General features: G+C 57.0%; 12 protein-coding genes. 6 read left to right on the top strand and 6 right to left on the bottom strand.

Features of this window, described 5'->3' with window-relative positions:
* Positions 1-27 precede the first annotated feature (27 nt).
* From L0U81_RS25580 to L0U81_RS25560, 5 genes are all read right to left on the bottom strand, one after another.
* The gene (locus L0U81_RS25580; protein ID WP_233807135.1) at positions 28-1176 is read right to left on the bottom strand and encodes an acyltransferase family protein; all 1149 of its coding nucleotides are present in this window, start codon (positions 1174-1176) and stop codon (positions 28-30) included.
* Between the two features lie 64 nt (positions 1177-1240).
* The gene (locus tag L0U81_RS25575) at positions 1241-2449 is read right to left on the bottom strand and encodes an SGNH/GDSL hydrolase family protein (RefSeq protein ID WP_233807128.1); all 1209 of its coding nucleotides are present in this window, start codon (positions 2447-2449) and stop codon (positions 1241-1243) included.
* A gap of 211 nt (positions 2450-2660) precedes the next feature.
* On the bottom strand, positions 2661-3029 hold the full coding sequence (locus tag L0U81_RS25570) for a DUF1566 domain-containing protein (RefSeq protein WP_233807120.1): 369 nt from the start codon (positions 3027-3029) through the stop codon (positions 2661-2663).
* 104 nt (positions 3030-3133) lie between these two features.
* Positions 3134-3364 carry a hypothetical protein gene (locus tag L0U81_RS25565; RefSeq protein ID WP_233807118.1) on the bottom strand — a complete coding sequence of 77 codons (231 nt, stop codon included), beginning with the start codon at positions 3362-3364 and terminating at the stop codon, positions 3134-3136.
* Between the two features lie 102 nt (positions 3365-3466).
* Complete coding sequence (locus L0U81_RS25560; RefSeq protein WP_233807116.1) at positions 3467-3856, bottom strand: hypothetical protein; 390 nt, start codon at positions 3854-3856, stop codon at positions 3467-3469.
* Positions 3857-4527: 671 nt separating this feature from the next.
* Here L0U81_RS25560 and L0U81_RS25555 point away from each other — a divergent pair.
* From L0U81_RS25555 to gmhB, 4 genes are read left to right on the top strand one after another with little or no spacing between them, the layout of a single operon-like run.
* On the top strand, positions 4528-5574 hold the full coding sequence (locus L0U81_RS25555; RefSeq protein WP_326489866.1) for a GHMP family kinase ATP-binding protein: 1047 nt from the start codon (positions 4528-4530) through the stop codon (positions 5572-5574).
* A complete protein-coding gene (locus tag L0U81_RS25550) occupies positions 5571-6152 on the top strand; it encodes a D-sedoheptulose 7-phosphate isomerase (RefSeq protein WP_442793450.1) in 582 nt (193 codons plus the stop codon). Before L0U81_RS25555 ends, L0U81_RS25550 begins: the two co-directional genes overlap by 4 nt.
* On the top strand, positions 6149-6880 hold the full coding sequence (locus L0U81_RS25545) for a nucleotidyltransferase family protein (protein ID WP_233807104.1): 732 nt from the start codon (positions 6149-6151) through the stop codon (positions 6878-6880). Before L0U81_RS25550 ends, L0U81_RS25545 begins: the two co-directional genes overlap by 4 nt.
* Entirely contained in the window at positions 6870-7430 is a 561-nt protein-coding gene (gene gmhB / locus L0U81_RS25540) for a D-glycero-beta-D-manno-heptose 1,7-bisphosphate 7-phosphatase (protein WP_233807096.1), read from the top strand. The genes L0U81_RS25545 and gmhB overlap by 11 nt, the downstream gene beginning before the upstream one ends.
* Here gmhB and L0U81_RS25535 read toward each other — a convergent pair.
* Positions 7390-8661, bottom strand: coding sequence for a hypothetical protein (locus tag L0U81_RS25535; protein ID WP_233807093.1), 1272 nt, complete (start codon positions 8659-8661; stop codon positions 7390-7392). The two genes, gmhB and L0U81_RS25535, sit on opposite strands and share 41 nt — an antisense overlap.
* 102 nt (positions 8662-8763) lie before the next feature.
* On the opposite strand from L0U81_RS25535, the gene L0U81_RS25530 reads away from it, so the two are divergent.
* Together L0U81_RS25530 and L0U81_RS25525 are read left to right on the top strand one after the other, a co-directional pair.
* On the top strand, positions 8764-11103 hold the full coding sequence (locus L0U81_RS25530) for a polysaccharide biosynthesis tyrosine autokinase (RefSeq protein WP_233807091.1): 2340 nt from the start codon (positions 8764-8766) through the stop codon (positions 11101-11103).
* A 266-nt stretch (positions 11104-11369) separates the two neighbouring features.
* Entirely contained in the window at positions 11370-12431 is a 1062-nt protein-coding gene (locus L0U81_RS25525) for a glycosyltransferase (RefSeq protein WP_233807080.1), read from the top strand.

The raw sequence follows: 12431 nt of genomic DNA, 5'->3' as shown, positions 1-12431 counted from the left end.
TGCTCGTCCGACGCCATCCTGGTCAACCTAGCCTTCGACGGCCATCTCAACCTCGGGCAACTCCACCTCCACCACCGTTTTCCGCACCGGGAACAACGCGTTGCGCAGCCGAAGGAACGGAAACTCGATCAATCGGGACATCACAGATCCGATTCCGATTGCAATAGCGAACTGCGCAACCAGCACTAAGACCCACGCAACGAGCGGCGGAACACCTAGCGCCGCTGTTTTGCGCATCAGGATTTCGCCCGGCCCGAGTGCGAGCGAATGCCACAGGTAGATACCATACGAGTACACGCCAATCCAGGCGATCGCGCGAAATATCATTGACTCGCGAATCGTCGACGAATACTCCAGAACGAGGACGATCAGCGCGACATAGCCGATCCCCTGAAACGTGTAACCGATGCTTTCATCGAGCGCGCCGTGCTTCGTGCCAAGCACGAGCCACGCGACGAGCGCCAGCACGAGCACAACCAGTAGATCTTTTTTCTGCGCAAAGCGCTTGTAGACCTCGGGCTTCATCCAGTAGAACACGGCGAGCATCACGCCATCAAGAAGGCTGTCGATACGGTACTGCGTGTAGAAGAAAGCCGCCATTAAATCACCGCGCATCACCACCACGCTGCGAGCAATCAGCACCACCACAGAGATCACGCCGAGCACCCAGAGAATCGTGTTCGCACGAGCGCGAAAGGCCGCAAGCAGCAACAACAGCACCGGGAGGAACAGGTAGAAGTGTTCTTCGACCGCAAGGCTCCAGGTCTGTGCGATCGACGTTCCGTAGTAGTTCTGCAGGTGCGTGAGGTTCTGCCACAGAAATGTGTTGCTCGGGTGGCGGCCAGCCAGCACGTGAAAGAGGATCAGCGCGTAGAACGCAGGCCAGATCTTGAAGATACGCCGCACGATGAAGCGCCACGCATCGACGCTCCCGGTCTGCGCATATTGGCGCAACAGCACCCCTCCGACCAGAAAACCGCTTAATACGAAGAACAGATTCACGCCTTCCCGGCCGAAGTGGTTCAGTGGATATTCGATGAACGGTATAAACCAGTAGCCGGTATCGACCCAGTGGAAGTGAAATCCCATCACCGCGATGATTGCAATGCCGCGTATGAAGTCAAGCTCAATTGTGCGGTTGCGCACAATCGCTTTGGTGCTACCCAATAGTTTCATGATTGGTCTTCTCGTGGGGTTTTGTTTTTGATTCAAAACTTACCGGTTTAATTCTCCGTGCGCACTACCAGTTTTTTGACATAAGGAATGACTTGACCTGCTGAGCGACGATCGCGTATCCCGCGTCGTTAAAATGCCCGAGGTCGGAACGCAGGGAAGTTGGCGGGATGTTGTTGTTGTGATCGATGACGTCCTGAGGAAGGCTCGGATTGTACGCATTGAACAGTGGCGTCTCGATATCGACGAAATTGTCCGGATACGTCGCTTTTAAGGTCGCGTTTAGGTCGTCGATTGTCCGCGCGCCCACGGCACCGGGATATTCCACGGGAAGATTGGCCTTGGTGACTGAAAGCACCACGAAGTGCGGACTGGTTGGCTTGAGCCATTGCACGATGGATTTGACGTCCGCGATGACTGTCGTTGGGTTCCAGTAATTGTTTCGACCGACCCAAATGAGCGCGGTCCACGTGTCATATCCCTGCGCGTCGGCGACGAAGCCGGACCACGGTGAACAGGTGACCGCCTGCCCGGTGGTATCGCGGGTGAACATGTACGTTTCACTTGTGGAAGGCGGTCCACCAGCGGCCGTGCGCTTAAGCACACCATGAACGGAGCAGATTGTTCCTGGCAAGTTTCGGGTCACATCGTCTGCTGCCGTCGAAAGCAGGATGATCGATAAGCTGGAGGCATTCACAGGCCCGCTCGACGGTATCGCATTGTTATCGAGCGTCATTGTTACCGACTCTGCTCCAATCCGGGCGGCGATCTGCGTTGAGGTCTGGCCCCCGACGCCGGCGTTAATATAAGTTCGGTCATTGAGCAGAGCGGACAGTTGCGCCGGGTAGCCACCACCGGATGAGCCAGCACCAGCGGTGAGACTGTCTCCCACAGCAAACAGGTTTGACGACGATACGGCCGGGTACTCAGTTCCGCCAGTCACGGGAGCGAAGTATTGTTCCGACGTACCGTTTCTGTCTGTCGTATAGAGAACCTTTGTGCCATCCGCACTGAAACTGGGCGACGTGTTATTCCCGATGCTCGAGATTTGGATCGTAACACCCGTGCTTGTGTCCACGACAAAGACTTGATAGTAGCCGGAGACCGACTGTGAATATGCCCCATAGTGGCCACTTGTAGCGGTTGGAGTGGGAGTGGGAGTGGAAGTGATAGTGCTGGTTGGCGAGCTGCCGGTCGTCGAACTTCCGCCATTCCCGCAACCACTCAGGATTAGAGTAATAGCAAGCGCCATCAAAAGCGATTGTCTTCCGTTCATGGATATTCCTCGGGCTTTCATGACTGTTCTTCTCGCGGTGTATTGTTCTTGATTCAAAACTTAGCACGCGCATCCGACGCTCGACGAGATCTCGGGCGAACATCATCGGCGCGCGTCGGAACCCGTGCTCCCTACCTGCGCTATGGATTCCAACGCGCCAAAGAAACGGCATTCAAAAAGTTGAAGCGACTTCTTCGGATTGCACAAGTGATTAAATTGGCAATCTACGTACGGCGCGGGCACGGAACTCGCCGTTGATGGGGAGCCTGCTCTCGGTACCGTAGCGGAAGAAATAAGACCGGGCCCACTCGATGAAGTGGGGATCCTCCTGGTTGCTCCAGTAGTGCTCCTCCTTGAACCGGTCGCGGAAGTTGGCGAACAACATGGGCATTTCCTCGCAGTTCGGCAGGTCACCGCCGATGCTCTTGGCCCAGTCGAGTTGAGCAGTCCACGATGCAGGCTCTCTATCGCCCGGCAGCAAAATGACGTGATAAAGATAGCCGTCCTTGTTGCCCGTTGCGCCGACATACACTTCGCCCTCAGCAAGAGGAGGAATTTGGAGTTGTGGCATTGTTTTCATGATTTTTCTTCTCGTAGTGGTTTGATCTTGACTCCAGCATTACGAATCTTATTGTTCCATTGCAGATCTTATTGTTTCTTAAGCCACTTATTAATCCGCCAAACTCAAGCAGATACCGACAGTCGTTCGGCTTTCATGAACTGGCTCGGCGGCTGCGTTTCATAGTAGCCACGGCACATCACATCCCTGTCGGCGATGGTGTGCTTGTGGCATTGGAAATAGGTGTCGTTGCGGCGGCAGTCGCGTACGATCTGCGTCATGCGTGTCTTGCTGACGATGCGGTTCTCGCTGAACAAGCACTGATTGCAGCGCTCTTCACAAATTTTTAGTCCCATCACCCATCCTTCTGCGCGATAGCGGCGTCAATAGCGACCTCGAAAGATTCTCCGCGCAGCGCCCAATCAATTTCCTAATTAGGGTTGCCGCTGGCATAGTTCCTAACTGCCACCGCTTGGCGACACAGCCAGCGATACCGCGCCGCGTCTTGCTGGAGTTCCGCGACGCACCTGAAAACAGGCAAATGGTTGACGCGGTCGAGTTCGGCCTTCATCGCCCCGTATATTCGCGTGAATGCTGCCGACGTCGGGCAGTCCTTCGGCGTCGGGTGCAAACTCGCTGGCGTAGGCGATGCGGGCGTTCGCGGCTTCGAGGGCATCCGCGGCGTCGCGTGCACGCTCGATAACCTCGTCGCACACTTCCTCCGATCGGCGCAGTAGTTCCGGCGCGAGTGAGCCGGGATTGAAAATCTCAGCGCGCGACAGGCCATTAAGGCGTGCGGATTCAACCGCTCTACGCAAACGTTTGCTGGAATCGTTCGACTGCGGCAATGTCGCTGTCAGTCAACGCGAAATAGCGCTCCACGTCGAATTCCGAAAGTCGGGCGGGCAGACTATTCTGTCCCACGCAGCGACATTTGCGGCCACGCATGTGATCGCAGATGCCTTTGGGGCATCCTGATACGAGTCAGAGCCGATGAAAACCTTATAAATAAAGGCCCTACGGGAGCCCGTGAGATTTAGCACAAAAAAGGGCGAGTGCCGTATTTCGCGCACCAATCTGAAACATCCGCCGCAATTGCCAATCACCGTTATCGGCATCACCTTCAAACCCCCGCCCCAAAACGGGCAGATTAGACTAAATACTCGGCTCAGTTTTCAGCCGGCACGACCCCTAAACGCGGGTCACTTTTCGGGCGACGTACACGGACTTAGCGGCTTGTGTGCGGCGGCACACCAATGCGGAAATTTGCGTGTAGCAGAATCCATCCTCAAATCGTGCCTGATGACAATCGCGTTTGCTGCAATTCAATGGGGTTTCTACGGAGAGATACATCGCTCTCAAAAATGGAAATCACCCGCGGCAAAGACTTCCAAACGATGGCGCTACTTCCTTCCAATCAACAATTCAGAAGAGAGGAAATAATTGTGGACTACCTCAAAGCGACGTCGTATGGAGTCAGAAATCGGAGCAGTGGTTACAGAGAGCGAGACTAAAAATAATGACCGATTTCGTCGCCCGTTCACGGGCACCCCTGCGACTGGGGCTCGCAGGCGGCGGCACTGACGTGTCGCCTTACTCTGACCGCTTCGGCGGCCTTGCGCTCAACGTCACGATCGATAAATTCGCTTACGCATCCATCGCGCCGCGCGATGACGCGACTATCGAGCTCGTCGCCGCCGATACGGATATACGATGGATAGGCCCCGTCGCGCCGCAGCTCCAAACGCGCGATGGCCTTGCTTTGCATGTGGGTGTCTATAACCGGATCGTCAGGGAATTCAACGGTGGTCATCCGCTTGCCGTGACTATCACAACCTATTCGGAGGCGCCTCCGGGTTCCGGTCTGGGATCGTCATCGACGATTGTGGTTGCACTCGTGCAGGCCTTCTGCGAGCTGCTATCGCTACCGCTCGGAGAATACGACGTCGCATCGCTTGCGCACGATATCGAGCGTGTCGATCTGAGCCTTGCCGGCGGCAAGCAGGACCAGTACGCAGCCACATTCGGCGGCCTGAATTTCATGGAATTCTACGGCGACCGGGTGATTGTGAATCCGCTGCGCATCAAGCAGGAAACGAAGGCCGAAATCGAAGCTTCGCTCGTGCTGTACTTCACGGGCGTCTCGCGCGAATCGGCGAACATCATCAGGGAACAAAGCGCGAACGTCGTAAACGGCGCAGGGGAATCGCTTGCGGCGCTTCATCGCGTCAAGGAAGAAGCGGTGCGCATGAAGGAGGCCGTCCTGAAGGCCGATTTCAACGCATTCGCCGCATCCATGCGCGATGGCTGGGAGTCCAAGAAGCGCATGGCGAAGAGCATTTCCAATCCGGTCATCGACGAGCTTTATCGCATCGCGGTGAACGCGGGCGCGAAGGGCGGCAAGGTGTCGGGTGCAGGCGGCGGCGGCTTCATGATGTTCTTTGTCGATCCGGTTGATCGTGCGGGGCTCATGCGTGCATTGCGCGCGAATACACATCTGAATGGCAGCGTCCTTAACTGCACCTTTACGGATCTTGGCGCACATTCATGGAGAAAGTCCAGATGAGCATGAGCGTACGAGAAGAGATCGCGAAGACCGCAAAGGTCATGCAAGCGATTGGCGCTGATGAAGGTCTGATCGAGCGCATACAGCGCGTTGCGGCGCGCATTACGCAAGCGTTTCGTGACGGCAACAAGGTTCTGCTTGCAGGCAATGGCGGAAGCGCAGCGGATGCGCAACACATTGCAGGCGAATTTGTGAGCCGTTTCATGTTCGACCGCCCAGGCTTGCCGGCTTTTGCCTTGACGGTCGATACGTCAGTGATGACGGCCATCGGCAATGACTATGGCTATGAAAGGCTTTTTGAGCGGCAAATTCAGGCGACGGGTAGAGCCGGCGATGTGTTTTGGGCCTATTCGACTTCGGGCCGCTCGCCGAACATTCTGCGAGCTCTGGAAGCGGCGCGCGCTGCCGGCTTATATACCGTGGGTTTTACGGGCAATGGGCCCGGCGCTGCAATGATGCGCGAACGCTGCGACGTTTTGCTCGACATGCCTTCCGCCGAAACTCCAAAGATCCAGGAAGGGCATCTCGTGTGCGGCCATATCATTTGCGGTCTCGTTGAAGAGGAGATCTTCGGGTGAACTCGCCGCTGCCATGCCTGATACTTGCTGGCGGCTTTGGCACGCGGCTACGCTCCGTGCTCGGCGATGAATGTCCAAAAGCGCTTGCGCCGATTGGCGGTCGGCCATTTCTTGGCTGGTTACTACAGGCGCTTGCGCGACAAGGCGTTCCTGAAGCCGTGCTGTCGCTCGGATTCGGGCGGGACAGCATCAGGGATTTTGTTGCGTCGTCGCGTCCGGATATCGCAGTGTCGTTTGTTGAAGAGCGCGAGCCGCTTGGCACCGGCGGTGCCATCATCCACGCGTTGCGCTCGTACGGTGTCCCCGCGACGCTAGTCATGAACGGCGACACGCTTTGTGAGGTCGATCTGAGCGCTCTAAGCGCGCATTTACAGGAGACGGATGCGGACATCGTGATGGCAGCGACGCACGTTGCCGACGCCTCACGTTACGGTACCATCGATATCGACGCGAAAACCGGCCGTCTTGCCGCATTCAAGGAAAAGCACGAAGGCGCGGGTTTAATCAATGCGGGGGTCTATGCAATAAACGCCACGCGTCTGCTTTCGCGCGATTTCCCCGAAAAATTTTCTTTCGAACGGGATTTTCTCGAAAAGTCCCTCAGTTCGGTTGATGTGCGCGTGTATGCGCAAGTCGGTGAATTCATCGATATTGGTGTGCCGCAAGATTATGCGCGTGCGCAGACGTTCATTCCGCAGCTCTTCCAGGCGAGCGTCGATGAAGCGTAGGGCGCTCTTTCTCGATCGCGATGGGGTTATCAACGAAGACTTCGGCTATGTACATCGTGAGGAAGACTGTGTCTTCATAGGCGGCGTTTTTGAGCTCGTGCGCACAGCAAACCGCGCCGGATATGTCGTCGCCGTCGTCACGAACCAGGCGGGCATCGCGCGCGGCTATTACACGGAAGGCCAATTCCGCGATTTCATGCGCTGGATGCAGAGCGAGTTCTTATCTAGAGGCGCACGGATCGACCGCGTCTACTACTGTCCACATCACCCGGAAGCCGGCGTGGGTGAGTTTCGCAAAACGTGCGCCTGCCGAAAGCCGCGGCCCGGTATGCTCGAAAGCGCACGTGGGGAATTCGACCTCGATATGCAAGATTCCATTCTCGTCGGCGACAAGAAGTCCGATATCGATGCGGCACGGCGTGCGGGGGTTGGGCGTCGGTACTTGCTCGCGCCACGAAGCACGGTTGAGCAAGCACACTGCATAGATTCGCTGGGCGTCGTGGAGCGGATTATTTCCCGGGAATCGGGCCCGTCACCGTATTCTCGATAAACGGCTTACCAACGGTCTTGATGAAATATGCCTGAGCAGAAGCATCGTCCACGCGAATCGAGGTAGTCGTGGCGGGATAGCGTCCGACGAGTTCGAGCGCGTCACCGCGGGCTTGCTTATAGAGTTCGAGATGATCGACCGTTTCGGGGTAGCTCACGCTAACAGACAGTGTTTGACCGGCGCGCCGGGCGTCGGTTTTTGTGCAACTTGCGATGCCCGTTTCGAGCGCGCTGCCTTCTTCGTAGTCGTTCCACGTCACGAGCTGTAGGAAGGGCAACTGATTGTGCGCGCTGTAGTGCTCATTGAGCAGTTTAAAGGTCTGAAGCCAGGTATTACCGCAATCTTGCGGAAGCAGCTGCGGGGACGCCGCGGCCCAAGGCGCCTTCGAATCGTCAAAGCCTTTCCACACGCCGCCCACCGCGATCTTTCTGGGCTGGCTTGTCAACGTGTTGTAGAAGGTATTCAGGCCCCCGAGATCAGCGGGATCGCCCCGGTATTTTGCTTTGGAGCCCGCTTCCACCCAGACGAAAGCGCCTTGACTGTCGGGCAGATTGAGCCCATGTGCATGAATGTGAATCCAGACGACCTCTGGATGCGCTGCCTGGATGCGCTCCCAATCAGCTTTGCCCACTGCTTCCATGCCGAATTCAAATGCGACTGGCCGCCCGTTATAGCGCAGATATTGGCGGGAAGGGAAATATTGCCTGGCGACGTAATCCAGGTGGTGAAGTATGGTCTGCGTGAGATCGCAGCCCTTGCACGCATTGAATTTGAATGCGCCGCTGTCGATCATGATCGAGAACGTCAGCTCGGGGAAATCCGCGAGGATCGGCATCGATGCCTTCCACGCCTTGTCGACGAAGTGACCTTCGCCATACCAGTCCACGATGAGACCGTCGATCCCGCGCGAACGCATATCGGCAAAGGTACGCCGGGCCTGAGCGGGATCGTCGGAGCGATAGCCCGCGTCCAGCCCGCGTGGATCTGGGCCCCACCACGGCAGATAGTGCGCGAGCACTTGCGTCGTGCTTCCGGGATAGAGCAGCGTATGGATATTGACCTTGGAGATGGATGCGGTGCCCGGCAGGTTTCCGTTCGACGAGCCCTCGAAGCGAAGGCTGCCGGATGTATTTGGCGCGCTCAAGGCTGACGGAGCGCCATCGGCGGCGAACGCGGTCCATGCGCTGACTGAAAGCAGCGTTGCAAGCAATTTCCGTTTGAATGTCTTCATGAACCCTGCTTGAAGCAAATGAGGAATGGAGAATGGCGAGAGATTAAAACAGATGAATAAAATCGTTGTGTTGGGTGGACAACAGATTCGGGGGAATAGGCTGTGGTCTCATGCTATGACGTACTTATTTCCTGCCGACGGACCACGGCAGGCCAGCGCGTATTCTGCGTCGATCTGTCAAGAAAACAACGGAGTCAACGAATGGATCTCCATCGAACCCCGCAGTATGAGCGTGACATCTTTGATCTGCGCGGGGGAAGCGCTTACGAGGGCGTAAAGCTGTCGTCTGTCGACATGCTCGAAAATCTCATTGATCGAAAACGGATTTTCTTTGGCATTTTCTTTGGCTGTTTGATGCTGTCGATTGCGTATATCGTGTTTTCCTCGCCGGTATATCTCGCCGACGCATTGATCCAGGTGGAAGAGCGCAAATCGAGTCCGCTCGGCTCACTTTCCGATGTGTCCAGAGCGCTGGATGTGCAGGATTCTCCTGTCGCCGGGGAACTGGACATTCTGCGTTCGCGCGAAGTGATGCTTAAAGCCATGGATACTACGGTGGCGCAAGCGGAAGTCTCAATCAAGAATTCTGTTCCGCTGGTCGGCGGGTTCCTGTCGACCATTCTGCCCAGAGAGCCGAACGGCCTGGTCAATCCGCTTATCGAAAAGCCGAACTGGGCGTGGGGCGGCGAGCATGTCGTCTTCAAAGAATATGAAGTGCCGGACGATCAGATCGGCGAGAAGCTCGAGCTCGATTTCATTGGGGATGGCAAGTGGACGCTCAAGGATAGCGATGGCCGCGAGGCGTTGAGCGGCAGAGTCGGCATACCGGCTCAAGCAAATGGGTACAAGGTCGATATCGAGGAGATTCTCGCGCACCCGGGCACCGAATTCACGGTCAAGCGTGTGCCGACGCAAACGCTCCTCGAGGAGATTCAGAAAGTCTTCATCGCTGCCGAGACCAAGCGTGAGTCGGGCGTGATGCAGTTTTCTTACGAAAACGTCAATCCCTTCGTTGCTGCGCGTTTCGTCAATGCGCTCGCAACCGCTTATCTCGATTCGAACGGCAAGCGCCGTGCTGCCGATGCCGAACGCAGTCTTGCGTTCCTGAATTCGCAGTTGCCGATCGTGAAGGAACGCGTGCAAAAAGCGGAGCAGGCGCTCAACGACTATCGCAACAAGGAAGGCACGATAGACGTTCAGGGCGAGGCCAAGAACCTGCTCGACGAATCGGCGCTCATCGAGAAGGAGCGACTCGATGCCAGGCTGAATTACGAGGACTTCCGGCAGCGTTGGCAAGAAGGCCAACCGCAACTGATAGCGGTGGAAAACAAATTCAAGGCATTGGATCAAAAAGCCGCGGAATTGCAAGGCCGTATCGCGCAGTTGCCCTCAATGCAGCAGCAATACGTGCGCCTTGCACGCGATGTTGAGGTGAACAACCAGCTCTACGTGGGCCTGTTGAACAACGCACAGCAATTGCAGATCGCCGAAGCGGGCGCGGGGGGCAATGCGGCGCTCGTCGACAAGGCGCTGGTTCCCGTCAAGCCTCTCCGTCCCAGGAAGGTAATCGTGCTCCTGCTTGGCGCCGCGTTTGGTGCGGTGCTGGGCTTCGTCGTCACGCAACTGATTTCGGTTTTTTCCGGCCGCATTCGCGATCCGAAGCGGCTCGAATCGATGGTCGGCATCCAGACGCTGGGCGTCTTGCCCATCTCGCCGCATCAACTTCAGGCAAGCAGTGCGAAGACGTCGCGCTTCATGTTGAGCCATGAGCAAGCGGATACGCCGCTCGTCGAGGCGATCGATTCCCTCGCGCATTCCTTGCAGCACAAGCTGGAATCGAAGGAAGGGGCGAAGGTCGTGCTCGTGACGTCGGCCGTGCCGGGGCAGGGCAAGTCAATGCTCTCCGCGAACCTCGCCTATCTTTATGCGGAAAGAGGCCTGAAGACGCTCGTGATCGATGCCGACATGCACCGCTCCGGCTTGCATCGTTATTTGCCGATAGATCGCGAAGACGGCTTGTCGAGCGTACTGCAAGGCAAGCTCGACGCGATAGAGGCGATCAGCCAGCAGTTTGAGACTTTGCACGTATTGCCTGCGGGCAAGCAAGTACGCCGGGTGCGCAATCTGCTTGGTTTCGAGCGCCTTAACGCTTTGATCAAATCGCTGCGTGACCATTACGACATGATCTTGATCGACTCCCCGCCGGTGCTACCGATGGCCGACGCCGCTGCTCTGTCCAAGGTCGCCGACGCCACTATCTTCGTCGCACGTCAAGGGATGGTGAGCTATTCGGAAGTGAGCGAATCGGTGTCGCGCCTAAACAAGGTCGGCGCGGACGTAATTGGCATGGTATTCAACGGCTTCGAGCCATCGCCGCTGCGTTACGCCTACTACTCCGACGCATATAAATACCCGGACGAAGCGACGGCAAAACTCGAATAGAAGGGGCGTCGCTAAACGTTTCGGGTGTGGTTGAACGACGCACTCAGCCATATGGATTCGGTGCCAGGGTCGCCGCGAACACCACCAAGAACTGGCGCATGCAACCTCAGCGAAGGAAAAGCGGGATGAGCCGAATCAGTGAGTCGTTGCTCGATGGGGCGACGCGTGGCGCGGGCTGCGCCACGGCAAGTACATTGAACACAGCGAACACGCACGCGAAAGTCGTATGGTTTCTCGGCCCGAGGCCGGCGAGCTGGAATGGCGTAATGCGTTACAGCCTCGCCTGCCTCGACATGATGAAGCAGTTCGACGATTTTTCGGCGCAGGCAGTGGACATTCCTGCGCCTCCTCGTTCGTTCAAGCGGTACTGGACCCATTTCGTGCTCTATCCGCTTCGCGCGATGCGAGTTGCGCGCAGGGTGGATGTCATCGTGTTGTATCAGGAAGACATGGCGTTCATGATCCCGTTCGTCAAGCTTGCCGGCGGACGCGTATGCATCGTGATGCACCACGTCGTTTCCCGCGACCACACACGGGGTTTCGTGGAAACGCTCAAGGCGCGTTACATGAGGATATTGCAGTATCTGATTCCGCACGCCGATCTCGTTATCTCGACCACGGACGTCACGATTCGGGATGCAATATCCGAACTGCGCGTAAGACCGGAATCCATAGAACTGGTGCCGAACGCGTTCGACGCAAGCATTCCGCCGACCGATAGGGCAGCGCGCCATCGCGCGCGCATCGCATTGCAGGAACGGCTTGGTCTTAGCCTCGGCGATGCGATCGTACTACTCAACGTGGGCACGGACGAGACGCGCAAGAACAATGTCACCGTGTTTCGAGCTTTGGCCGAGCTCGGTAGGAAGGACGTCGTCATGCTGCGCGTGGGAAGAGCGCAGAACGCTGCGAACCGCAAGCAATGCGAGCAGATTGCGCGGGATGCGGGTATCCACGCGCATTTCGTCGAGAGCGTCAGCGAGGTGGATCTGGCCTGCTGCTATCAAGCGGCCGATGCGTATGTATCGCCGACGCTGCATGAAGGCTTTGGACGGACGGTGATCGAAGCACAGCTTACCGGGCTGCCAGTGATTGCTTCCGATCTGCCGGTGTATCGCTTCACGATGAAGGATACGTTTATCGCCGTGCAGGACCCGACGCGAGTTGAGTTATGGCGCGATGCGATCGCGCGGGTCGCAGACGGCTCATGCTTGCGTGATGACTTCGCCATTCGCGGCCGGAAGAATGCGCAGCGTTTCTCCAGCGAATCTGTCAGCCGCGATCTTCATCGCGCGCTCGAACGCATCGCACCTCGTGCAAAGGTCTGA

Source organism: Paraburkholderia sp. HP33-1, from assembly GCF_021390595.1.
Taxonomy (GTDB): domain Bacteria; phylum Pseudomonadota; class Gammaproteobacteria; order Burkholderiales; family Burkholderiaceae; genus Paraburkholderia.
Note: the sequence above shows the minus strand (reverse complement) of the source record. Positions and strands in the feature narration are given on the sequence as shown.